Source organism: Rhizobium sp. RSm-3 (genome assembly GCF_001854685.1).
GTDB classification, from domain to species: Bacteria; Pseudomonadota; Alphaproteobacteria; order Rhizobiales; family Rhizobiaceae; genus Rhizobium; species Rhizobium ecuadorense.
This window is the reverse complement of sequence record NZ_MAWZ01000058.1, coordinates 244,095-267,103: the sequence shown is the minus strand read 5'-3', so window position 1 is coordinate 267,103 and position 23,009 is coordinate 244,095. Positions and strand designations below refer to the sequence as shown.

At 63.0% G+C, this 23,009-nt stretch carries 18 protein-coding genes and 1 pseudogene; 8 read left to right on the top strand and 11 right to left on the bottom strand.

Annotated elements, in window-relative coordinates; genetic code table 11:
- Positions 1-3: 3 nt before the first annotated feature.
- The 8 genes and pseudogenes from BBJ66_RS30000 to BBJ66_RS29965 all read right to left on the bottom strand — a co-directional run bounded on the left by BBJ66_RS30000 (position 4) and on the right by BBJ66_RS29965 (position 9,855).
- A complete protein-coding gene (locus tag BBJ66_RS30000; protein ID WP_071092731.1) occupies positions 4-822 on the bottom strand; it encodes a sugar phosphate isomerase/epimerase family protein in 819 nt (272 codons plus the stop codon).
- An 11-nt stretch (positions 823-833) separates the two neighbouring features.
- Positions 834-2,699, bottom strand: a complete 1,866-nt coding sequence (locus BBJ66_RS29995) for a GH39 family glycosyl hydrolase (RefSeq protein ID WP_071092625.1) — start codon at positions 2,697-2,699, stop codon at positions 834-836.
- Positions 2,700-2,767: 68 nt separating this feature from the next.
- Positions 2,768-3,600: pseudogene (locus BBJ66_RS29990) on the bottom strand (5-deoxy-glucuronate isomerase).
- Positions 3,600-4,658, bottom strand: coding sequence for an ABC transporter ATP-binding protein (locus BBJ66_RS29985; protein ID WP_190238053.1), 1,059 nt, complete (start codon positions 4,656-4,658; stop codon positions 3,600-3,602). Before BBJ66_RS29985 ends, BBJ66_RS29990 begins: the two are co-directional and overlap by 1 nt.
- The gene (locus tag BBJ66_RS29980; protein ID WP_190238054.1) at positions 4,658-5,722 is read right to left on the bottom strand and encodes an ABC transporter ATP-binding protein; all 1,065 of its coding nucleotides are present in this window, start codon (positions 5,720-5,722) and stop codon (positions 4,658-4,660) included. The genes BBJ66_RS29985 and BBJ66_RS29980 overlap by 1 nt, the downstream gene beginning before the upstream one ends.
- On the bottom strand, positions 5,697-6,830 hold the full coding sequence (locus BBJ66_RS29975) for an ABC transporter permease (protein ID WP_071092619.1): 1,134 nt from the start codon (positions 6,828-6,830) through the stop codon (positions 5,697-5,699). Before BBJ66_RS29975 ends, BBJ66_RS29980 begins: the two co-directional genes overlap by 26 nt.
- Positions 6,831-6,842: 12 nt before the next feature.
- Complete coding sequence (locus BBJ66_RS29970; RefSeq protein WP_071092617.1) at positions 6,843-7,829, bottom strand: ABC transporter permease; 987 nt, start codon at positions 7,827-7,829, stop codon at positions 6,843-6,845.
- Positions 7,830-7,929: 100 nt separating this feature from the next.
- Positions 7,930-9,855, bottom strand: a complete 1,926-nt coding sequence (locus BBJ66_RS29965; RefSeq protein WP_071092615.1) for an ABC transporter substrate-binding protein — start codon at positions 9,853-9,855, stop codon at positions 7,930-7,932.
- A 188-nt stretch (positions 9,856-10,043) separates the two neighbouring features.
- Between BBJ66_RS29965 and BBJ66_RS29960 the strand changes: the two genes are divergently transcribed.
- A complete protein-coding gene (locus tag BBJ66_RS29960; RefSeq protein ID WP_083335653.1) occupies positions 10,044-11,051 on the top strand; it encodes a LacI family DNA-binding transcriptional regulator in 1,008 nt (335 codons plus the stop codon).
- Complete coding sequence (locus tag BBJ66_RS29955; RefSeq protein WP_274534105.1) at positions 11,051-12,415, top strand: alpha-L-fucosidase; 1,365 nt, start codon at positions 11,051-11,053, stop codon at positions 12,413-12,415. Before BBJ66_RS29960 ends, BBJ66_RS29955 begins: the two co-directional genes overlap by 1 nt.
- A 59-nt stretch (positions 12,416-12,474) precedes the next feature.
- Here the strand turns inward: BBJ66_RS29955 and BBJ66_RS29950 are convergent, their stop codons facing one another.
- Positions 12,475-13,533 (bottom strand): LacI family DNA-binding transcriptional regulator, encoded by a 1,059-nt coding sequence (locus tag BBJ66_RS29950; protein WP_071092611.1) that lies wholly within the window; start codon positions 13,531-13,533, stop codon positions 12,475-12,477.
- 158 nt (positions 13,534-13,691) lie between these two features.
- Here BBJ66_RS29950 and BBJ66_RS29945 point away from each other — a divergent pair, with 158 nt between their 5' ends.
- The 6 genes from BBJ66_RS29945 (at position 13,692) to BBJ66_RS29920 (ending at position 20,557) form a co-directional block, all read left to right on the top strand.
- Positions 13,692-16,013 carry an alpha-L-rhamnosidase gene (locus BBJ66_RS29945; RefSeq protein WP_071092609.1) on the top strand — a complete coding sequence of 774 codons (2,322 nt, stop codon included), beginning with the start codon at positions 13,692-13,694 and terminating at the stop codon, positions 16,011-16,013.
- A 37-nt stretch (positions 16,014-16,050) separates the two neighbouring features.
- Complete coding sequence (locus BBJ66_RS29940; RefSeq protein ID WP_071092607.1) at positions 16,051-17,334, top strand: ABC transporter substrate-binding protein; 1,284 nt, start codon at positions 16,051-16,053, stop codon at positions 17,332-17,334.
- Positions 17,335-17,393: 59 nt separating this feature from the next.
- Complete coding sequence (locus BBJ66_RS29935; RefSeq protein WP_071092605.1) at positions 17,394-18,272, top strand: carbohydrate ABC transporter permease; 879 nt, start codon at positions 17,394-17,396, stop codon at positions 18,270-18,272.
- Positions 18,269-19,096 carry a carbohydrate ABC transporter permease gene (locus BBJ66_RS29930; protein WP_071092603.1) on the top strand — a complete coding sequence of 276 codons (828 nt, stop codon included), beginning with the start codon at positions 18,269-18,271 and terminating at the stop codon, positions 19,094-19,096. The genes BBJ66_RS29935 and BBJ66_RS29930 overlap by 4 nt, the downstream gene beginning before the upstream one ends.
- Positions 19,097-19,099: 3 nt before the next feature.
- Positions 19,100-20,077 (top strand): ABC transporter ATP-binding protein, encoded by a 978-nt coding sequence (locus BBJ66_RS29925; protein WP_071092601.1) that lies wholly within the window; start codon positions 19,100-19,102, stop codon positions 20,075-20,077.
- A gap of 216 nt (positions 20,078-20,293) precedes the next feature.
- Entirely contained in the window at positions 20,294-20,557 is a 264-nt protein-coding gene (locus tag BBJ66_RS29920; protein WP_071092599.1) for a WGR domain-containing protein, read from the top strand.
- A 90-nt stretch (positions 20,558-20,647) separates the two neighbouring features.
- Here the strand turns inward: BBJ66_RS29920 and BBJ66_RS29915 are convergent, their stop codons facing one another.
- Both BBJ66_RS29915 and BBJ66_RS29910 read right to left on the bottom strand, forming a co-directional pair.
- Complete coding sequence (locus tag BBJ66_RS29915; protein ID WP_071092597.1) at positions 20,648-21,448, bottom strand: phosphate/phosphite/phosphonate ABC transporter substrate-binding protein; 801 nt, start codon at positions 21,446-21,448, stop codon at positions 20,648-20,650.
- Between the two features lie 101 nt (positions 21,449-21,549).
- Complete coding sequence (locus BBJ66_RS29910; protein ID WP_071092595.1) at positions 21,550-23,004, bottom strand: NAD-dependent succinate-semialdehyde dehydrogenase; 1,455 nt, start codon at positions 23,002-23,004, stop codon at positions 21,550-21,552.
- Positions 23,005-23,009 lie beyond the last annotated feature (5 nt).

Genomic DNA, 23,009 nt, shown 5'->3' with positions numbered 1-23,009 from the left:
GTTCTACTCTTTCGCTGCGGCGACGAGGCGCCTGAGATGGGCAAGATCGGCGCGGGCCTTGTCGAGCGCCTGGTCCCGGGGAAGGCGGTATTGCGAATGCACTGAGAGCACGCCGGCAAATCCGGTGGCAACCAGATGCGGGACGACGTCGTTCCAGGGCACCATGCCTTCGTCGAGCCCGTACCAGTCCGAATGCCATGCACGCTGGCCGCAAGCGCCGTAAGCGCCGGGAAACCAGCCACAATTCTTGACACCCATGCAGCAGAACCAGGGATCGAGAAGGTCGAGGGTCAGACGCCAGTCCTCGCTGCCCTCACGAATGAGCTGATTGGCCGGGTCGGGATAGGCGCCGATCCTTGAGGGGTCGCGCCCGGCCAGCAATTGCATCGCCAGCGCGCCGGAGCTGTGCAGGGTCCCGCCGTGCAGCTGGATCGTCAGCTTCATGCCGACCCGTTCTGCGAGGCCTTCAAAACCGTCGAGGTCACGCCGCGCCTCATCCATCTGCACCTTCCAGCGCCGCGACGGATCATAACGCCAGAAACCGAGCCGGACCTGGCCGATGCCGGCCTCGCCGCAAAAGCCGAGAAGACGCGACGCAGCATCGTCGGGCCGGATGGCGTCGATGGTCGCCATCGGAATGCGGAGCCCGGCTGCGGCAAAGAGCTTTGCGGCCTTGACGATTTGGTCAGGCCGGTCGGGAGAAACGGCATGGCCGTCGCGAACGAGAAGATCGGCACAGTCGAACCCGAGGCCCGCCGTGGTCTCCGCCGCCGTCTCCATCGGCAGGCCTTCCAGGGTCTTGGTGAAATAGGCGATATCCATGATGTCATTGCTCATCGACTGGAAATACAGAGCTCGCTTCCGCGACCGAAGGCGTCGCGGGCGCGCACCGCATATTGCGCACCCGCAGGCGACGACATGTGCAGGAATGCCGTCGAGATCAGCGGCACCGGACTGACCTTTTGAAAGGTCTTGCCGTCGGTGCTTATGAGGACATCGTAGAAGATGGCGGGGCTGGTATCGCCGGCCGCCCAGAACAGCATGCGCTCCTCCCGACCGCTGAGACCGCGGTACCGCTCGATGACGAGACCGGTGGGGACGGCCGGCGGCGCGCCGATATCGGGGACGACGAGCACCTGCGTCAGCGACGGCAACGGCACATCGAGATCGACACTGATCCGGCCCTCGTCGCATTCGACGACGCTGATCGGATGCAGCAGGGCAGGCTCCTGGGCGCGGCGCAATTCGGCAAACTGTGCTTCATCAGGCACAGGCGGCGCGCCGACCGGCTCGAAGGGTCCGCGCGGGTTGCTTTCGTCGCGCTGGGCCTCCCAGACCTCCATCGGATTGGTGAATTCCTCATCGATGCGCAGCAGGCACAGCGCGTGGCGGCCGGGAGCGAGCCCGCTGACCTCAAGGCGCACGGCGGTCCGGCCCGAGCGGTTGATGGCATCGACGCTGTGGATGAGGCTGATCGAAACACCGCCGCCCGGCAGCCGCGTCGGCAGGATCGCCAACCCATCCTGATCCGGGGCCAGCGGCGGCTCGGCCGTCACCTTGCAGACGGTGTCGCCGAGCGTCGCCAAGAGTTCCATCGATGTGAAACCAGGCTTCTTGATGATGTCGAAGGGCGGCGCGCTGTCGATGTCGGTCACCAGCCTGTCCAGATCGGTCTTGTGCTCCCATTGCGCCTTGGTGAAATTGCGCGGGCCGAAATAGGCGAAGATCGTGCGCTGGCTCCAGCCGCCGATAAAGGCGTGGTCATTGCTGAGGAAGGTGAAATTCGCCGCTTTCGAGCCGATGATGCGCCGGTCGTGCTGCTCGATGATGCGGGCGATGATCCCGGCATAATAGGCCTTGCCGTGCCAGCTGTGATGATCGCTCCAGCCGAGCTGCGGATCGCATTCGTCGTTGACGATCGGCAGGCCGGCAAGCCTGGGATGGTGCTCTTTGAGATAATCGACGACGAGCAGCGTGCGGTCGACGATGGCGTTGGTCTTCGGCGTCAGGTCGTCCTTGCTGCCGTTGACGCCTTTTTCGTGGATCGAGATGTAATCGATACGCGGCGGGCCGTCCCCGGTCAGGCAGCTCGTGCCGCTGTCGCAATGGGCCATCAGGGCGCGAAAGATCGGCGAGAGCGTGCGGGCGGTACCTGGGCCACCCATCGGCAGGCTGGGATCGACCGCATCGAGCCCTGCGACGCAGGCGTCGTAATAGTTGGTGTAGCCCTTGATCCCATAGGTCCACCAGCCGGAATCGGCCTCGTTCGTCGTTTCGAAGTACCAGGTGCGCAATTCGTCCATGCCGTAGCGCGCGCCGTAGCGATCAGCCGTCACCGTCACCAGATCCCGCCAGCGCTTGACCTGATCCATGTCCTCATAGTCGTTGAAGAGGCCCGAGGGATTGCCCATCAGCTCGAAGAACGGCTTCAGGCGGTGTTCGATCATCACGTCGAGCGCCCGGTCGAGCAGGGACCAGTCATAACCCGCGCCGCCGGTCGAGCGCAGCAGATTGTAGAGATAATGGACGCGCAGATATCGGATGCCCTCGTTCGGCAGGCCGCCGATATATGCGAGCATCTGGCGCATTTCGGGTTCGAGCAGCAGCTCGGCCGGCGAAAATCCGGTGCCGCGCCAGAACCGGTTGAACGGGCGCACGGCCTGGCCGGCATCAACGTTTATTCGCGTACGCTCGCGCATGGATCGTCTCTCCTAGGACGGAAATCTGGCGGTGCCGACCGAGCCGGCACAGGCGGCCAATGGCCTGACTATTTGAATTTGTCGCGCATCGCATCGATGCCGGGGATGGTTTTGGTCAGATGCTGATGGGCGGGATCGAGCGCTGGATCAGTCCGCGGCGATGTTTGCCGACGAGGATGGTGAAGATGTAGCCGCGATGGCCGGGCGAGGTGACGGTCGGGTGGTAACCGCGATCGACCAGGACGGTATCGCCATCACGGGTCATGAGGATCTTGACCGGACCGTTATCGTCATAGGTGATTTGGCTGCCGAAGCCGGTCTCGGGCTGGAAGCGGTAGTGATAGAGTTCCTCGTGCAGGGTCTCGGCATCGCCGTCTTCGGTGTCGTGCTTATGCGGAGGATAACCCGACCAGCAGCCCTCGCCGGCATAGAGCTCGCTGACCAGCAGATTGCCGCAGCGCCCGTTCTGCCCTTGGCCGAGCAGGTGGACGATCCGCCGCTGGCTATGCGTATCGGGCGAGCCGACATTGACCGCGTCGACCTCGTCTGGCGTGACCCGGAACGGAGCGAAGCGCGTCTCGCACAGGCCGCCGGCGATGGCGACTTCCGCCGGGCCGCCACGAGCCGATACCCGGACGTTGGCGTTGACGGGCGCGTAAACCGAGTCCGCATCACCTTCCCAGATATCGGCTCGCCGGCCCACCGCCCCGAAGCTGACGTCATCCACCTCGATATCCACCTGCCCCGACAGCACGACGTAGAGGCTTTCGTGCAAGGGCAGCCGCCGCGTCTCCCGGCCATCCAACGGAAGCGCGAGGAGATCGAAGTAGATGAGATCGAGCGTCCTGGAGGAGGTATCCACAATGGGACGCTGCTCGGAGCGTGGAATGAATTCGGGCATCAATTGAACTCCGGAACGATACGGTCGGCGAAAGGATTGAGGGTCAGGGATTCGGCGTGATGGCAGGCCACTTCGTGTCCATCGGCGGTGACGCTGCGCAGCGCCGGCACCTCCTGCTTGCACAGCGCGGTGGCGTAGCGGCAGCGCGGATGAAAGGCGCAGCCGGGAGGCGGATGCGCGGGGTCGGCGACTTCGCCCGCCAGCCGGATGCGCCGGCCGTGGCGACGCAGCCTCGGATCGGCGATCGGCACGGCCGAAAGCAGCGCTTCGGTATAGGGATGGCGCGGGCACGAAAAGATCTGCTCGGTCGGCGCCTTTTCGACGACGCGGCCGACATACATGACGGCGATATTGTCGGAGATGTGCCTGACGACCGAGAGGTCGTGGGCGACGAAGAGATAGGTCAGACCGAACTGCTCCTGCAGATCCTGCAGCAGGTTGATGGTTTGCGCCTGCACGCTGACATCGAGCGCCGAGACGGCCTCGTCGGCGATGACAAGGCGCGGATCGGATGCCAGCGCCCGGGCAATGCCGATACGCTGGCGTTCGCCGCCGGAAAAAGCATGCGGATAGCGGCGCATATATTCGGGCCGCAGGCCCACACTCTGCATCAGCTCGGCGACCCGGTGCTCGAGCTCCCGGCCCTTGGCGATGCCGTTGACACCAAGCACCTCGCCGATGATGTCGATGACGGGAAGGCGCGGGTTGAGCGAGGATTGCGGATCCTGAAACACGATGCGCAGGTCGCGGTGGATTTCCTTGAGGGCGGGACCGGACAAAGCCGCGAGATCGACCGTGCCGCCGCTGCGGTCGCGATAGCGGATCGCGCCGCCGGTCGGCTGGTAGATTCGCAGTATCGTGCGGGCGAGTGTGGACTTGCCGCAGCCGGATTCCCCGACAATGCCGAGCGTCTCGCCGTCCTCGACGCGAAGCGAAACGCCGTCGACCGCCTTGACATGCCCAACGACCCGTCGGAACGCACCCTTGCGGATGGGAAAGTGCATCTTAAGATCGTTGAGTTCCAGCAGCGGGCTTGGCTGCATCACCGGATCGGCCATCACTGTCTCTCCTCGTAAAGCAGGCAGCTGGCGACGTGCCCGTCACCGATAACGACGGATCCGGGGTCCTTCCGATCGCAGAGGCCTGCTCTCGCCTCTCTGCATCGGGGATGAAAGCTGCAACCCTCCGGCCGCTCGAAACGCGAGGGCACCATGCCCTCGATGGTCGCGAGCCGTTCGCTCGGTTGCCCGTGCATACGCGGCACCGATTGCAGCAGGGCCTTGGTGTAGGGATGCACGGGCGCGTGGAAGATCGTGTCGACATCACCCGCCTCCACCACCCGGCCGACATACATGACGACGACCTCGTCGGCGATCTCCGCCACGACGCCGAGATCATGGGTGACGAACAGCACCGAGAGCCCGAATTCCGCCTGCAGCGAGGCGAGCAGGTCGAGGATATTGGCCTGGGTGGTCACATCGAGCGCCGTGGTCGGCTCGTCGGCGATCAGCAGTTTCGGACGACAGGCGAGCGCCAGCGCGATGCAGACGCGCTGGCGCATGCCGCCGGAAAACTGGAAGGCGTAACTTTCCATGCGCTCGGCCGGCCGGGGAATGCCGACCAGGGCGAGCGTCTCGATCGCATGCTCGCGCGCTTCCTTCTTTCCCATCTTCAGATGCAGGCGGATCACCTCCACCATCTGGTTGCCGATCGTATGGACGGGTGACAGGGCTGCCATCGGCTCCTGACTGATCAGGCCGATCTGGGCGCCGCGGATCGCCCGCATGTCGCGGCCACGCGGGTCGAGCGCCGCGAGATCGATGGCGGCGGCTGCCGGTTCGGGCCGGTAGCGGATCGCGCCCGAGACGATCCGCCCGCCGCGCGGCACCTGGTTGAGAATCGAGCGTCCGGTGATGCTCTTGCCCGAACCGGATTCGCCGACGACGCAAACCGTCTTGCCGCGCGGGATGGAAAAGGAGACGCCGTCGACCGCCCGCACTGTGCCCGCGCCGCCGAAGAAATGCGTCCTGAGCTCATCGACCTCGATCAGCGCGTCGCGATGCGGGGTCCGGCCGCCGGCGGCGGCGAAATTGGCGTCAGTATTCATAGGGATCTGCAGCATCGCGTAATCCATCACCAAGGAAATTGAGGGCAAGCACCGTGACGATCACCGCCAGGCCCGGGAGAAACAGCCAGGGCGCGCTCGAGACCGCGAGAATGTTCTGCGCCTCCTGCAGCAGCACGCCCCAGCTGACCACCGGCGGCCGCAGGCCGATGCCGAGGAAGGAGAGCGCGGTTTCGGCGAGAATCATCGTCGGAATGGCGAGCGTCACCGAGGCGATGATGTGGCTCATGAAGGACGGGACCATGTGCCGCCAGATGATGCGCATCCTGGAGCAGCCATCGAGATGGGCGGCGATGACGAAGTCCTCGGTCTTCAGCGACAGGAAGCGTCCGCGCACCACGCGCGCCAGATCGGTCCAGCCGATCAGCGACAGGATGATCGTGATCCAGAGATAGACGAGGATCGGATCGGCGCTGATCGGAACGGCAGCCGCTAGGCCCATCCATAGCGGGATGGTCGGGATCGAGTTGATGAGCTCGATGCAGCGCTGGATGACATCATCCACCCAGCCGCCGTAAAGACCGGAGATGCCCCCCAGGATGATGCCGAGGACGAGGCTGATCGCCACGCCGATCAGGCCCACGGACATCGAAACACGCGTGCCATGCACCGTCCGGCTGAAGACGTCGCGGCCCAGCCGATCGGCGCCGAACAGATAGAAGGGTTTGCCCGCCTCGACCGGGCCGATCAGGTGACGGTCGAAATCGAACAGTCCCCAGAACCGATAGGGCTCGCCTTTGACGAAAAAGCCGACGGGAATGACGACGGCCGGATCGGGCACGTAGGTGCGGCTGAGCGCGATCGGATCGACCTTCATCGAATAGCCGTTGACGTAGAGCGCATGAAACTGCCCCGCCGCGTCGTAACCGGCGACCTTGAGCCGCTGGGGCGGTGCATAGGTGTAGCGGGAATCGTAGGTCTGCGATGAAACCGGGGCGATCACCTCGGCAAACAGGGCGACCAGGTAAATCAGCAGGATGACGACCCCTGCCCCAAGCGCCAGCCGGTGGCGGCGGAAGCGGCGCCAGATCAGTTTCCACTGGCCGGCGATCGCATCGGAATTGCGAACACGTTCAGGTATCAGTGCGATGGCTTGATCGGTCATTGGGTTGGTCCTTCAGCCATTGCGAATGCGTGGATCGAGCCAGGCGAGCAGCAGATCGGAGATCAGGGTGCCGATCAGCGTCAGCATGCTCATCAGCAGGATGAACGTGCCGGCGAGATACATGTCCTGGGCAAACAGGGCGTTGAGCAGCAGCGGTCCCGTGATCGGCAGGCTGAGGACGATGGAGACCACCACCGAACCCGAGACGAGGTGCGGCAGCACCCAGCCGACCGTCGAGACGAAGGGGTTGAGCGCCACCCGCACCGGATATTTGAGCAGCAGCCGGATTTCGCTCAGGCCCCGGGCGCGCGCCATGTCGACATAGGGCTTGTTGAGTTCGTCGAGCAGATTGGCGCGCATGATGCGGATCAGCGCCGCCGTCGCACCCGTGCCGAGCACGACGACCGGGATCCACATATGCGAGATGAGATCTCCGAGCTTGGCCCAGCTCCAGGCGGCGTTGATATAGAGAGGCGAAAACAGCCCGCCGACGCTCTGGCCGAAATACTGCGCGGAGACGAACATCAGCACCAGCGCCAGCAGGAAGTTCGGGATGGCAAGCCCGAGAAAGCCGAAGAAAGTGGCGACGTAATCGCCCACCGAATACTGCCGCACCGCCGAATAGATGCCGATCGGAAAGGCCACCGCCCAGACGAAGAGCAGCGTGGTGACCGAAACCACCATCGTCAGGCCCATGCGCGCCCAGATCAATTCGCTGACCGGCTTGTTCCAATCGAGGGACTGGCCGAAATCGCCACGCAGCAGGATGCCGCTGATCCATTTCCAATACTGAACCGCCCAGGGCTGGTCGAGGCCGTAGCGCTCGCGCAGGCCGGCGATGACGCCGGGATCGATGGTCTCGTTCTGCGAGGCCAGACGTGCCGTCATCGCGGTCAGGAAATCGCCCGGCGGCAGCTGGATGATGATGAAGGTCACGACCGAGATCGCGACCATCATCGGGATCATGTAAAGCAGACGCCTGATGATGAAGCCGGCCATGTTCAAGCTCCTTCGACCGGCGATCGCCGCTCGGTCCGGGTGATGGGGCGGGGCTGCTGCCGGAATGGCGCCACGGACGCCATTCCGCCGATCGGATGTCTTATTGCTGGTAGTAGAAGGTCTCGGGCTTCGCCGGTCCCGGGGTCATGTAGAAGGACGTGCTGGGAATGACCTTCGGAACGTTGTGCATGTTGGTCTTGACGATGCCGACGCGGTCCGGCTCGAGATTGGTGCCGATCACGTAGAATTCGTCACGGGTGATGGCCAGCAGTTCCTTCATGGCTTCAAGCTGCTTTTCGAGCGTCGGGGCTTCCTGCACCTGCCGGTAGAGGTCCATCTGTTTCTTGGCGGCCGGGCTCGGCTCCTGAGCGTTCGGATCCTTGGGGTTCTGGTAGTAAAGACCCCATGCGGTGGCGAAGCTCGACTCGTATTCGTGCGGGAAATACCATTTGGGATCGAGCAGGCCGAGGAAGTCGTAGCCGCCGCCGCCGACCCATCCCAGGCCGTCATTGTCGTTGTTCTGCAGGCGGGAGAAGATCAGCGACCGTTCGGCCGGGCGGGGCTGCATGTCGATACCGACCGCCCGCCAGTAGCGTTGGATCATTTCCAGCGCGTCGACCTGGATCGGGCTGCCGGTCAGCGCATCGATCGCGAAGGTGATCCGCTTGCCGTCCTGACCGAGACGAAAACCTTCGGCGTCTTTTTTGGTCAGGCCGGCCTTGTCGAGATACTGGTTGGCGAGGTCGACATTATATTCGAGATACTGCGTCGCCATCTTTTCGTCGTAGAGGGCGCTGCCTTCGCGGGGTGCCGCCTGATAGGGCTTGGCCTGTCCGGCATAGATCAGCTGGTTGAGCTCCTCACGGTTGATGGCATGGCTGAGGCCGATGCGGAAATCCTTGTTGGAGAAGACGGCACGCAGGGCCGGGTTCTTGTGGGTCTGGTTCAGCGTGATCAGCAGCGCGTTCGACCAGGCCGGCCGAGCGATGAACAGGCCGTAGCCGCCCTTCTGCTGGTTCTGCACGATGACCGTGCGGGCGTCCGTCGTCTCGATGAAGCGGTTCTGCATGTCGATTTCGCCGCTGATCGCCTTCAGGATGATCGCCTGCGTATCCTGCATCACGTCGATGGTGATGCGATCGAAGTAAGGCAGCTGGTTTCCTGCCGTATCCACCTTGGCATAATAGGGATTGCGTTCGGCGACGACCTGGGTCGTGCCGTTATAGGGCGCGGTCAGCACCCAGGCATCGAGCGTCGGCCGGCCGAGATCGCGCCAGCGGCCGGGAAACCCGACCTTGTTGTTGAAGAGCTGGACCCAGTCGGTCGCCCCGGCCGCCTTCACCAGGGCATCGATGCCATCGGGATTGAAATCCTTGTGAAACTGCTTGAGATAGTGCGCGGGTGCCGCCGCCAGGATGTCGGAGCCGCGCACGGTCGCCATGTTCATCAGGAACAGGCCGTTCGGCGCGGCGAATTTGAAGACGACCTTGTCGTCGGCAAGCTTTTCGACCTTGACGGTCTCTCCACCGGCCGTCAGCCAGTCGGGCGCCGCCGGCGTGATCTTGGTGTTGCGCAGCACATTCTCGTTCCACCACACCAGATCGTCGGCGGTGAAGGGCTCGCCGTCCGACCAGCGCGTACCCTCGCGCAGGGTGAAGGTATATTCGGTGGCATTCGCGTTGACCTCGACGCCCTTGGCGATGTCGGGGATCACTTCGGTCCACTCAGGATTCCAGCGGACCAGCCTCGTATAGCCGATCGAGCGCTCGATCTCGCTGTCGCCGCCGCCAAAGGTCGCCGTACGCCAGGTGCCGCCATAGGTGCCGACCGATTCAAGCGGCGTCAGCACCAGCGGCTCTTTGGGCAGCCGCTTTTCCACCGGCGGCAGCTTGCCGGCATCGACCAGCGCCTTCAATTCCGGCGCCTCCTGAAAACCGAACGCAGCCCCGGCCCAACCGGCGCCCATGAGGATCGCCGCGGCAACGGTCAAAACAACCTGCCGCCGTAGAATTCTGACGTGTTGCATTTTGTCCTCCCTACATTTTGCTTAGGTTATCGTTAACGTATTCTCCTCAATTCCGAACGTTAACGTTATCGTTCTATCTTGTCAAAAAGATTCGCAACGATCCGATGAATGCCCATAAAGGCTTGGCTTTCACCTGATTTATGTTAGTTATCGTTATCGTAAATTTCTTGCCCTCTCAGAGACAGCCCTTGAGCAGCCCCAAAGAACCGGACTCCAAAATAACCATCGCCGATGTCGCCCATGCCGCAGGCGTGTCGCCGATGACGGTCTCGCGCGTGCTCAACGGCCGGGGCGGCGCCAGCGCCCAAACCAGTCAACGCATTCTCTCAGCGGCGAACGAGCTCAATTACCGCCCCAATCCTTTTGCGCGCGGATTGCGGTCCGACCGGTCGAAGACCATCGGCCTTCTTGTTCCCGACATCACCAACCCATTCTTTCCCGAGGTCATAAGGGGTGCCGAGGATGCGGCGAGTGCGGCCGGCTACAACCTGCTGCTGTCCAACGTCGTCGAAAACAGCAGACGGGAAGAGGAACTCATCGAAGCGCTGCTCAGGCATCGGGTCGACGGGATCATCGTCTGCAGCGCCCGGCTGCCCGATGCAGCACTTCACAAGGCGCTCGCACCCCACCGCGCCGTCGTGCTCATCAACCGCGAGGCGCCTCCCGAAATCGCCGGAACCATCGTCACGGACTACGAGACCGGCGCGTCGCGGGCCATCGACCATCTGGTCGAGCGCGGGCGCCGCAAAATCGCGATCGTCGGCGGGCCGCGCAGCTCCTTCGGCGGCAAGAGCCGCCTCGTCGGCTTCCGCAAGACGCTAGCAGCCCACGGGCTGAAGGCGCATGGCATCGTCTACTGTGACCCGACCGCGGCGGGCGGACAGACGGCGGCGGCGCAATTGCTGGCGGAAACGCCCGATATCGATGCCCTTATCTGCTACAACGACCTCAATGCGATCGGCGCCATGAAGGCCTGCCGAGCCGCCGGCATTGCGATCCCCGGACAGATCGCCCTCATCGGTTTCGACGACATTCCGGCTGCCGAACTGCTGTCTCCGGCCCTCACCACCCTGCGCGTGCAGAAACGGGAAATGGGAGAGGAAGCCGTGCGCCTGCTGCTCAGCCGCATCGCCACCAAGAACCGTCAGCACGGCATCGTCATCGTTCCCGAACTGATCGTCCGCGAAACGACCTGATCGACGTTAAACAGGAGGAATATTCGATGGATGCCGGCAATCTGCAGTCATTGGCCTTGCCTGAGGAGAAGAAGGCCTGGTTCGTTCACGACCGGTTCGGCATGTTCGTGCATTGGGGGCTCTATGCCCTGCCGGCGCGCCATGAATGGGTCAAAAGCCGCGAAGAGCTTGATGACGCCGACTATCAGAAATATTTCGATCATTTCGACCCCGATCTCTACGATCCCCGCGAATGGGCAAGGCGCGCCAAGGCCGCGGGCATGAAATATGTGGTGTTGACCACCAAGCATCACGAGGGCTTCTGCCTCTGGGACACCAAGGCCACCGACTTCAAGGTGACCAACACGCCCTATGGCAAGGATCTGCTGCGCCCCTTCGTCGACGCCTTCCGCGCCGAGGGCCTGAGGATCGGCTTCTACTATTCGCTGATCGACTGGCATCACCCGGATTTCACCGTCGATCCGCGCCACCCGCAACGCAATCATCCCGATGCAGCAAAAATCAACCACGGTCGGGATATGCAGCGTTATGCCGCCTTCATGCGCGAGCAGGTGCGCGAGCTGCTGACCGAGTTCGGCCGGATCGACATCATGTGGTTCGATTTCAGCTATCCGCAGTGGAAGCTGGGAGACTTGGTCGGAAAGGGCCATCGGGACTGGGAAAGCGAGAAGCTGGTACGCCTGGTGCGCGAACTTGCCCCCGACATCATCATCAACAACCGGCTCGACCTCGCCGGCCTGCAGCCCGATATCGTCACGCCGGAGCAATATATGCCGCGTGCCTGGCCGAAACGCGACGGCAGGCGCGTCGTCTGGGAAGCCTGCCAGACGCTGAGCGGTTCCTGGGGTTATCACCGCGACGAAGACACCTGGAAAAGCACGGAGCAACTGGTGCAGATGCTGGTCGGCACCGTCGCCATCGGCGGCAATCTGCTGATGAATGTCGGGCCGACGGCACGCGGCACGCTCGACCATCGGGCAATATCGGCCCTTGCCGCCTACGAGGAATGGATGGTGCTGCACGAGCGCAGCATCGTCGGCTGCACCCAGTCCGATTTCACCGCGCCGCCCGACTGCCGCCTGACCCAGAACGGCGATCGGCTCTACATCCACCTCTTCAACTGGCCCTACAAGCATCTGCATTTCGATGCGCTGGCCGGGAAGATCGAATATGCGCAATTCCTGCATGATGCCAGCGAAGTCACCTGGCTGCGCCCGTCCGCCAATACGCTCTGGACGAACACCCAGTTCCCCGTCGCCGAGGACGAACTAACTTTCGTCCTGCCGGTGCGCCGCCCCAAGGTCGTCGTGCCGGTCATCGAGGTCAAGCTGAAGGCGGGAAGTGCTGCTGGCGTTCAGGATTAAGGCGCAGTGCCTGAGCGGGCACGATATGGTGCCCGCTCAGGAGAACGGCTCGGTCGTCATCAGCCCTGTCTCGTGTCGTCAGACCCGATCAGACTGCTGCGGCTGACGAGCGACGGTATCTGGAGAATATGCTCGGCTGCGGTTCGGCCTTCAATTCTGGAAATGAGGGCCCGGGTCGCGATCTGGCCGAGCTCCCTGCCCGACTGATCGATGCTTGCGAGATTGACGAGGCCGAGGGCTGCGGTCGACGAGTTGTCATATCCGACGACGGCGAGCTCTTCGGGCACGCGCACGCCCATTTCCATCGCCAGGCTCAGAAGCGTGATGGCGTCGAGATCGCTCCAGCAGAACACGGCGCGCGGCCTGTCCTTCCTCGACAGGAATTTTCGCATCGCGGCTTCCCGCTTCGGCGGGGCGATCGGAATCTTGCCGATCGGCGCGGAGGGGCCGAGCCCGCCGCGCTGCATCGCCCGGCGGAAGCCGATCTCGCGCTGGCGAACGACGGACACTGCGTGCCCCTCGCGCTCGCCGAGACTGAGCATTTCGATATCGCGATAGCCGCGGGCAAGCAGTGCCTCCACCGCAATCTCCGCGCCGCGCTGATCGTCGGCATTGACGGTATCGAAGGCGGTGGCGCCGGCATCGTGGTAGCCGACCGCGACGATCGGGATCTGGGCCGCGAACTTGGCGAGGATTTCCGAGGGCAGGCGTGGCGCCACGAGGACGAGGCCGTCCATCTTGTAGTCGATCATCGACTCGATCAGCGACGTCTCCAGCTGCACGCGCGCATCGCTGACGCCGATCATCGCCTGATAATGCGACGGCGCCAGCACACCGTTGACGCCGGCAATCACCTCGGGAAGGAAGGGATTGCGAATGTCGATCAACAGCACGCCGATGGTGAAACTGCGGCCGCGCAGGCCCCTTGCTGCCCGCGAGGGGCGATAGCCCAGCGCCTCGATGGCATCCGTCACCCTGGCGCGCAATGCGTCACTGACGCCGTAGGCGTTTCGCATCACCTTGGAAACCGCCGCGACCGAGACGCCTGCATGCGTTGCCACCGTCCGGATCGTCACGCGATCGTTTCGCTGCGGCTTCTGTTTGTCTTCGACTGACATGGACTCTCTGGCTTGGGCTCTCTGGCTTGCGGCTGCGGGCCGCCAACAATCGCCCGCGGAACCACCATGGCAGACTGGCGATGAAATTTCTATTGCGCTTCCTAAAAAAATGTAGAACGTTATATGGAGAACGTTCTACAATTCATCGGGAGGATGTGATGAACTTTCAGCCGGCAGCCATCCGCGGCAATCTCGTTTCGCGCGCCTGGTCGGGGGAGATGATCGCGCCGCTGTCGGATGGCGGCCAGGGAACGCCGGCAAGCTTCGTCTCCCAGACCTTCGAACATGACGGCGCCGGGCGCCCGGTCGAACTGTTTATCTCCGCGCTCGGCCTCTACCGCTGCTTCGTCAACGGCGCCCGCGTCGGCGACGAGCTGTTGACGCCGGGCTGGACCAATTACGACGACCGCATCGCCTACCAGCGATATGATGTCTCGAACCTGCTCAAGCCCGGCCTCAATCGCATCGAGATCTGGCTTGCCGACGGATGGTACCGGTCGCCCCTGATGTGGGGCGCCGAGCCGATCCCAAACTGCTGGGGCGACAGGATCGGCGCCATCGCCGATCTGGTCGGGCCGGGCGGTCTCCTTCTTTCCACCGACACGACATGGCGCAGCGGTCTGCTGCCGATCCTGCAGTCGGGGATCTATTTCGGCGAGGTCTATGATGCCCGCGCGGAAAATCTCGTCGAGACGCATGGCACCGAGAGATTGCCGTTCGACAGGGCGCTGCTCGTCGCGCATGAAACCGCGGCGGTGCGGGAATTGCAGCCGCTTGCTCCCGTCGAAAGCTGGATCGACGATGACGGCAGGACCGTCTACGATTTCGGCCAGAATGCCGGCGGTTATGTCCGATATACGGTCCGTGGGGCGGCCGGCGCCGAAGTGCGGGTGGAGCATTCGGAAGTGCTCGGCCCCGACCGCCATTTCGATAATCGCAATTATCGCACCGCCGCGGCCCATACGCTCTACACGCTGCGCGGAGACGGTGACGAGATCTACGCGCCACATTTCACCTTCCACGGCTTCCGTTATGCCAGGGTGACGATCAAGGGCGATGCGGAGATTCTTGCGATCGCCTCCATACCGATCTCATCGGTGCCCGAGCCGGCCGGCGGCTTCACCTCGGGCAACCCTCTCGTCAACCGCCTTGTCCAGAATACCATCTGGTCGCAGCGCGCCAATTTCGTCGAAGTCCCCACCGATTGCCCGCAGCGCGACGAACGCCTGGGCTGGACCGGCGACGCCCAGGTCTTTGCCGCGACCGCCTGCTGGCTGAGCGACAGCCAGTCGTTCCTGAGGAAATATCTGCGCGATGTGATGGCCGATCAGCGCGAGGATGGCGCCGTGTCGCATTTTTCGCCGGACCCGACCCGTCTGCACCCCACCAACTTTCCGGGCTATGCCGGCTCGACCGGCTGGGGCGATGCGATCGTCGTCATTCCCTGGGTGCTCTACACCCATTACGGCGACCGGGCGGTTCTGGCGGAATGCCTGGCCTCGATGGCGCGTTGGGTCGATTTCATCTGGTCGATCTCGGATGGCCCGGTCGTGCGCCCACCGTCGCATTGGGGGGCACGCGGCTTTACCTTCGGCGACTGGCTGCAGCCGGTCGGCGACAACCGCAAGCCGCGCCCGACGATCGCCGACGACTGCGCGGCCACACTCTACCACTTCATCTCGACCGACCTTCTGGCGAGGATTGCCGCCGTTCTCGGCGAAGATGCGCTCGAAGCCGAGATGAAGCGGCGCGCCGGCGAGATCCGGCGGGCTTTTGCCGACGAGTTTATCACGCCGGCGGGGCGGCTCGCGCATAACGACCAGACATCCTATGCGCTGGCCTTCCTGCACGAACTGATACCGCAGGAACATCATGAGGCTGCCCAGCGGCATTTCCGACAGGTGGTCGTCGACGCCGATTACAGGATCGGCACCGGCTTCATCGGCACACCGGCCCTGCTGCCGGCTCTGACGAAGCTCGGGATGGACGATCTCGCCGAAAAGGTCTTCCTGCAGGAGGATGTGCCGGGCTGGCTCTATCAGGTTTCGAAGGGGGCGACGACGATCTGGGAGCGCTGGGATTCTATGGCGCCGGATGGCACCATCTACGAACCCGACATGAACAGCTACAACCATTACGCCTATGGCGCCGTCTGCCAGTGGCTGTTCGAATGCGTCGCCGGAATTTCGCCGAGCCCGAGCGCGCCCGGCTTTGCCGAGGTGATCGTCGATCCCGCGCCGATCCCCGGTCTCTCGCCGGTTGCGGCCCATCATGACGTCAGCCAGGGCCGCATCGAGGCCGGCTGGCATTGCACCGGCAACGAGGTCACCTATGTGCTGACGCTTCCGGAAGGCTGCATCGGCCGCTTCCGGCCCGGACGCCGGCACCAGAACCCGTCGCTCGACGGGCAGCCTGTCGTCGAGGAAGCCGTTCTGCCGCCGGGAACGCACCGGCTGATCTTTTCTCTACCCGATAGTTGAGGAGCATACACGTCACACCGTTCAGAGGAGGAACGTCATGACACATCGGATAAAGCGCATTCTCGCCGGCGCATCCGCGCTTCTGGCCTTGGTCGCGGCCGGCCCGTCGCACGCGGAAACCACCTTGTCTTTCCTGATCGACAACAATCCCGACACGGTCGCCGCGGCCGAGGCGCTGGTTGCCGCCTATCAGACCAAGGCGCCTGATGTGACGATCGAAATCGAGCAGCGGCCGGGCGGCGGCGAGGGCGACAACATCATCAAGACACGCCTGGCGACCGGCGAAATGTCCGATGTCTTCCTCTATAATTCCGGTTCGCTCTTGCAGGCGCTGAAACCCGCGCAGACGCTGGTCGATCTCACCAGCCTGCCGTCGCAAGCGAAAGTGGATCAGAGCTTCAAGGCGGTCGTCAGCGCCGACGGCAAGTTCTACGGCGTTCCCTTCGGCACGGCGATGGCGGGCGGCATTCTCTACAACAGGAAGATCTACCAGGAGCTCGGCCTCTCCGTTCCGAAGACATGGGCGGATTTCATGGCGAACAACACCAAGATCAAGGCGTCAGGCAAGGTCGCCGTGGCGCAGACCTATCGCGACACCTGGACCTCGCAGTTGTTCGTTCTGGCCGATTACTACAATCTGCATGCCGCCGTGCCGAACTTCGCCGCCGATTATACCGCCAACAAGGCGAAATATGCCGAGACACCGGCGGCGATGAAAGGTTTCGAGCGGCTGAAGGATGTTCATGATGCCGGCCTGATGAACGAAGATTTCGGCGCGGCAAGCTATGATGACGGCCTGAAAATGGTGGCGACCGGCGAGGCCGCGCATTATCCGATGCTGAGCTTTGCCGTCGGCGCGCTCAAACAGAATTACCCGGAGAATCTTGGCGATGTCGGCTTTTTCGCTCAGCCGAGCGACGATGCGGCGACGAACGGCCTGACGGTCTGGATGCCGCCGGGCCTTTATATTCCCTTGACCAGCCAGCATGCCGAGGAAGCGCGAAAGTTCGTCGATTTCGCCGGCAGCGTCGAGGGCTGCAAGATCATGGTGGAAACCAATGCCGTTCAGGGTCCCTCCCTGGTCGACGGCTGCGATCTGCCGGCCGACGTCCCGCCCGCGATCAAGGACATGCTTCCCTATTTCGAGGCCGAGGGAAAGACGACTCCCGCCTTGGAATTCGTGTCACCCGTCAAGGGGCCGGCGCTCGAGCAGATCACCGTCGAGGTCGGCTCCGGCATTCGCCAGCCCGCCGAGGCGGCGAAACTCTATGACGAGGACGTGCGCAAGCAGGCCAAGCAGCTCGGCCTGCCCAACTGGTAGTGGTCTTTCGGCAACCTCGCTCGCGAAGGGGCGAGGTTGCACCGATCGAAGAGATTGATATGACCGAGACACGTCCCCGCTCGCGCAAATCGCCCTACCCGCTGTGGTTTTTCATTCCCGCCGCAATCATTTACGGCGTGCTGTTTCTCGTCCCCACGGTATCGTCTCTGTGGTTCAGCCTGACGCGCTGGGATCTTTCGACGGCCGAATTCATCGGATTCGAAAATTTTCAGCAGTTCTTTTCCGAACCGTTCCTGGTCAAAGGGCTCATCAACACGCTGATCTACGCAGTGGCGACGTCGGGCCTGAAGACGGTCTGCGGGTTGCTGCTCGCCGTACTCCTGACCGGCAATATCTTCGCCCGCGGCTTGCTGCGCACGCTGGTCTTCTTTCCCGTGCTGGTCTCGACGATCGGCATCGGCATCACCTTCACGGTGATGATGCATCCAACCAGGGGCATCATCAATGTGACGCTCGAGGCACTCGGCATTCCGGGGCCGGGATGGCTCACCAACCCGGCGCTCGCGCTTTTTTCCGTGGCCCTGGTCGATGTCTGGAAAGGTGTCGGCCTTGCCACCCTGATCTTCATCGCCGGTCTTGCTGCAATCAGCCCCGATTATTACGAGGCAGCGAGAATCGACGGCGCGACAAGGCTCCAGCAATTTTTCCGGATCACCCTGCCGCTCGTGCGTCCCGCCACCATCGTCGTGGTGACATTGTCGCTGATCGGCGGGCTTCGGTCGTTCGACCTGATATGGGCGATGACCCGCGGCGGGCCGGGTTTTTCCTCGGATGTGATCGCCTCGGTCATCTACAAGCAGTACCAGGCCGGCTTTTATGGGCTATCGACGGCCGGAAACGTCATCCTGTTCGCGCTGATCGCCGTGATCATCCTGCCCATCACCTTATGGTTCAACCGGCGCGAGGTCGAAGAATGAGAAGCGTCCGCCCCTACGTCACCGGCACGATCGCCCTGGCCGTCGCGGCGGTGATCTTCGTGATGCCCTTCGTTTTCGTCGCTCTTCAGGCGGTCAAATCGAAATCCGAAGCCTCCCGCCTCGATTTCGAATTGCCCGGGCAATGGCTGTTCCGGGACAATCTGATCGCCGTCTTCAAAGCCCGCGACTACCAGCTCGTGCTCGCCTATTTCAACTCCACTCTGATCACCGTCGTCTCCGTCAGCATCCTGCTGCTGCTCTCGGCGATGGTCGGCTATGTGATGCAGCGGCGCAGGACCATCTGGAACCGGGTGGCCTCCGTTGCGCTTTTCATGGGCCTGATGATGCCGCCGGCCGTCGTGCCGACCATCGGCCTCCTGCAGGAGATCGGCCTCTTCAAGACCATGACCGGAATGATCCTGATCCAGGTCGCCTATAATCTCTCCTTTTCGATCTTGCTCTACCGGTCGTTCATCTCGACCATCCCGCGCGATCTCGACGAAGCGGCGCTGATCGACGGCGCCAAGCCTCGGCAAATCTTCTTCAGGGTCATCCTGCCGCTTTTGAAACCGGTGACCGTGACCAATATCGTCGTGCAATCGATCGCGATCTTCAACGATTTCACCAACCCGCTTTATTACCTTCCCGGCAAGGAGAACGTCACGGTGCAGCTGACGCTCTATAATTTCCAGAGCATGTATACGAGCCAGTACAACCTGCTCTTCATGAATATCCTGCTGGTGACGATCCCGCCGCTGATCGTCTTCATCTTCTTCAACCGGCAGATCGTCGCGGGCATGACTTCCGGCGCGGTCAAAGGGTAGCAAATGGCTGAGCTGACGCTGAAACAGGTCCGCAAGAGCTTCGGCGCGCTTGAGGTGATCAAGGGCATCGATCTGGAGGTTGCCTCCGGCGAGTTCGTCGTTTTCGTCGGCCCGTCGGGCTGCGGGAAATCGACGCTGTTGCGCATTATCGCCGGTCTGGAGGAGACGACGTCGGGCATGCTGACAATCGGCGGCAAGGACGTGACCCATGCCGAACCCTCCGAGCGCGGCATCGCCATGGTATTCCAGAGCTATGCGCTCTATCCGCATATGACGGTCGCCGAGAATATCGGCTTCGGGCTTTCGCTCGCCCGCCGCCCGAAGGCGGAAATCACAGCCAGGGTCAACGCGGCCGCCGAAACGCTGCAGCTCACCCATCTGCTACAGAGAAAGCCGAAAGCGCTCTCCGGCGGCCAGAGACAGCGCGTCGCCATCGGCCGCGCGATCGTGCGCGATCCCAAGGTCTTCCTGTTCGACGAGCCGCTCTCCAATCTCGACGCGTCGCTCAGAGCCCAGATGCGCCTTGAGATCGCCGATCTCCACGCCCGGCTGAAGTCGACGATGATCTATGTCACCCACGACCAGGTCGAGGCCATGACCATGGCCGACAAGATCGTCGTGCTGAACGGAGGCGCGGTCGAGCAGATCGGCAGCCCGATGGAACTCTACCGCAATCCCGCCACACCCTTCGTCGCCGGCTTCATCGGCAGCCCGAAGATGAACCTCTATGGCGGCGAGACGGCACGGCGGTTGAATTGCACGACCTACGGCATCAGGCCCGAGCATCTCCGGCTTTCGACGGATGGGGGGCAGTGGCAGGGCAGCATCCGGCATGTGGAGCGGCTGGGCGCCGATGCAATCCTCTATCTCGACGTTCCCGATTTAGGAGAGATGGTCGTGCGCGCCGATGGCGAGACGCCGTTTGCGCCTGGCATGACGGTCTGGGCTAATCCGGTCGAGGGTGCGGAGCATCGGTTCTGAACAGCGTACCGCCGGTGGCTCGCGGGGATCGATCTTCAGATCGTCAATCCGTGGAAAGATAGATAGATGCGGGTCGCTGGGTAGTAACGTCCGGCCGAACCTGCGCCAAACGTCCATAGCTCCGCCCAATGAAACATCACACGATGGAATCGCCGCCACCTCATCGATTCAGCATATTCATTGGACGTGTCGGTGCCAGGGTGGGATTCTTGCGGCATGACGCAAGCGAACCTTCCGACATTGCTTTTTCGTATAGACCCTGCGCAAAACATGGCGCGTTTCTATCTGCTGGCAATCGAACCGACTTTGTTCGGCGGCAGTTCGCTCATGCGCTGCTGGGGACGGATCGGAACAAAGGGACAATCGAAGATCGATCTGTTCGACACGGGCACAGAAGCCACCGAGGCATTCGGGAAGCTGGTGCGCGGCAAACTCAAACGCGGCTACTGGCGGAATGCTCCGGGACAATGCGAGCTGTAGGCTCGCTCAGAACCGGTCGGGACGCAGCGGCGCTAGATCGATACGGACTTTGTCCCGCGACAAGCTGGGAAACCAGATAGCTTAGGAAACTCAAGCCCTCAATTGCGGCAATGTATCACCAGCCAATGACAAGAGCGGCTCATAATCGGCTTCGGAAAGCACTGAGAAACCGATGAGGCCGAGCGTGGCGCGCGTGGCCGCGAGCGACGGCTCCTCGATGGCGGCGGCGAGTGCGCGGCGCAGAAGGCGGATTCTTTCGTCCGGCGCGTCACCGGTAGTGATGAATGGCAAACCCGGGCCTTTGGGCGTTTCGGAGATGATACGGAGCCCTTCGACATCTTCGGGACCGAAGCGGCGAATATTGGCATAGGTGACGCAATCGATGGCCGCACTGTCCGCCCTGCCCTCCGCGACGGCGGCGATGCTGCCGCCATGGCTGCCGGTCTCGATGATCCGGCCGAAGAAACGGCCGTTCCGAGCGAGCGGCGCGACGGCCGCGCGAAAGAAATTGCTGCCGGAATTGCTGTCGGGGCTGTTGATCGCAGCCGTGGTGCCGCGCAGATCCTCCAGCGAGCGAAGCGAAGAATCTTTTCGGACGACGACGAAGCTGCGCATCGCCGGACCGTCGCAGCCGGGATATTCATAGGCCGGCGTCGCCACCAGGCGGACCTTGCCGCGCAGGCGGCTGACAAAGGGATAACCGCAGGTCTGCGAGAGGAGAAGATCCGGCCTCAGCCAGGCCTCGTCATAGGGCAGCGTCCGATCGAGCGCCCCCGGCAGGTCCGTCAGGCCGGCCTGCGAGAGATAGTCCCGAAGGAACGACCAGAGCTCGGCCGTCGCATCCGCGAGCGGCCGGGATGTCAGATACATCGCGATGCTGACGAGATGCATTCCGGTCTTTCTTTGCGGACGAAGCGCAACTGTCTATCTCGTTGTTTTACGCAATTCCGGACGCAAAACCGCTTCACACTTTTGCTGGAATTGCTCTGAAATCAGGCAATGCCGCCGAGGCAGACATACTTGATTTCGGTATATTCGTCCAACCCGTGCTTCGACCCTTCGCGGCCGAGACCCGACATCTTCACGCCGCCGAACGGCGCCTCGGCCGTGGAAACGAGACCGGTATTGACGCCGACCATTCCATATTCGAGCGCTTCGGCCACACGGAAGACCCGCGACAAGTCGCGGGCATAGAAGTACGAAGCGAGCCCGAACTCGGTGTCATTCGCCTGCTCGATCACATCTCGCTCATCGCGGAAACGAAAAAGCGGCGCGAGAGGCCCGAAGGTTTCCTCGCGGGCGACCTGCATGCCGGCGGCGACATCGCGCAGAATGGTCGGCTCGAAGAAATGGCCGCCAAGCGCGTGGCGCTTGCCGCCGGAAACGACCCCAGCCCCTTTCGCGACGGCATCGCCGATATGGGCTTCGATCTTGGCAACAGCGTTGTCGTCGATGAGCGGGCCGAGGACAACGTCACTCTCCAGGCCATTGCCGACCTTCAGTGCCGAAACGGCCGTCGCAAGCTTGGCGGCAAAGGCCTCGTAGACACCGTCCTGCACATAGAGACGGTTGGCGCAGACGCAGGTCTGGCCGTTGTTGCGGAACTTGGCGATGATCGCGCCTTCGACCGCAGCGTCGAGATCGGCGTCGTCGAAGACGATGAAGGGTGCATTGCCGCCAAGCTCGAGGCCGAGCTTTTTGATCGTCGGCGCGCATTGCCGGTAAAGCAGCTCGCCCGTCCGCGTGGAGCCGGTGAATGTCAGCACCCGGATGTCACGGCTTGCCGTCAGCGTCCCGCCGATTGCGGCGGCTTCACCGGTGACGATGTTGAGCAGGCCCACCGGCAGGCCCGCGCGCTCGGCAAGAACGGCGATGGCGATTGCCGAGAACGGCGTCTGCGGCGCCGGTTTCAGAACAACGGCGCAGCCGGCGGCAAGTGCCGGGCCGACCTTGCGGGTGATCATCGCATTCGGAAAATTCCAGGGGGTGATCGCGGCCACCACCCCTGCCGGCTGGCGCAGCACGAGGATGCGTTTGTCTGGTTGGTGTCCCGGTATGGTCTCGCCGTTGATGCGCCTTGCCTCTTCGGCGAACCATTCGATGAAGCTCGCGCCATAGGTGATCTCCCCCTTGGCTTCGGCGAGCGGCTTTCCCTGCTCCAGCGTCAGGATCATCGCCAGATCGTCGCGGTTTTCGATCATCAGGCGGTGCCATGCCTTGAGAACGGCGGCGCGCTCGCCGGCGGTCTTCTTCGCCCAAAGCTTCTGGGCGATGACAGCGGCGGCGATGGCCTCCTCCGTTTCCACGGCCCCGAGGTCGGGGACGGCGCCGAGCGGCTCGCCGGTCGCAGGATTGCGCACCGTCGTCACCTGGCGGCCTTCCGCCTCGATCCAGCGGCCGGCGACCGGGCATGCCTGACGGAACAGCGAGGGATCACTCAGTTTCATAGGAA

Bases quoted from the DNA above. Each gene is read 5' to 3' on its own strand.
- BBJ66_RS29980 (WP_190238054.1), bottom strand. From the start codon at position 5,722: ATGCTGCAGATCCCTATGAATACTGACGCCAATTTCGCCGCCGCCGGC.
- BBJ66_RS29985 (WP_190238053.1), bottom strand. From the start codon at position 4,658: ATGGCCGATCCGGTGATGCAGCCAAGCCCGCTGCTGGAACTCAACGAT.
- BBJ66_RS29970 (WP_071092617.1), bottom strand. From the start codon at position 7,829: ATGGCCGGCTTCATCATCAGGCGTCTGCTTTACATGATCCCGATGATG.
- BBJ66_RS30000 (WP_071092731.1), bottom strand. From the start codon at position 822: ATGGATATCGCCTATTTCACCAAGACCCTGGAAGGCCTGCCGATGGAG.
- BBJ66_RS29975 (WP_071092619.1), bottom strand. From the start codon at position 6,830: ATGACCGATCAAGCCATCGCACTGATACCTGAACGTGTTCGCAATTCC.
- BBJ66_RS29940 (WP_071092607.1), top strand. From the start codon at position 16,051: ATGACACATCGGATAAAGCGCATTCTCGCCGGCGCATCCGCGCTTCTG.
- BBJ66_RS29925 (WP_071092601.1), top strand. From the start codon at position 19,100: ATGGCTGAGCTGACGCTGAAACAGGTCCGCAAGAGCTTCGGCGCGCTT.
- BBJ66_RS29930 (WP_071092603.1), top strand. From the start codon at position 18,269: ATGAGAAGCGTCCGCCCCTACGTCACCGGCACGATCGCCCTGGCCGTC.
- BBJ66_RS29915 (WP_071092597.1), bottom strand. From the start codon at position 21,448: ATGCATCTCGTCAGCATCGCGATGTATCTGACATCCCGGCCGCTCGCG.
- BBJ66_RS29920 (WP_071092599.1), top strand. From the start codon at position 20,294: ATGACGCAAGCGAACCTTCCGACATTGCTTTTTCGTATAGACCCTGCG.
- BBJ66_RS29910 (WP_071092595.1), bottom strand. From the start codon at position 23,004: ATGAAACTGAGTGATCCCTCGCTGTTCCGTCAGGCATGCCCGGTCGCC.
- BBJ66_RS29995 (WP_071092625.1), bottom strand. From the start codon at position 2,699: ATGCGCGAGCGTACGCGAATAAACGTTGATGCCGGCCAGGCCGTGCGC.
- BBJ66_RS29965 (WP_071092615.1), bottom strand. From the start codon at position 9,855: ATGCAACACGTCAGAATTCTACGGCGGCAGGTTGTTTTGACCGTTGCC.
- BBJ66_RS29950 (WP_071092611.1), bottom strand. From the start codon at position 13,533: ATGTCAGTCGAAGACAAACAGAAGCCGCAGCGAAACGATCGCGTGACG.
- BBJ66_RS29945 (WP_071092609.1), top strand. From the start codon at position 13,692: ATGAACTTTCAGCCGGCAGCCATCCGCGGCAATCTCGTTTCGCGCGCC.
- BBJ66_RS29935 (WP_071092605.1), top strand. From the start codon at position 17,394: ATGACCGAGACACGTCCCCGCTCGCGCAAATCGCCCTACCCGCTGTGG.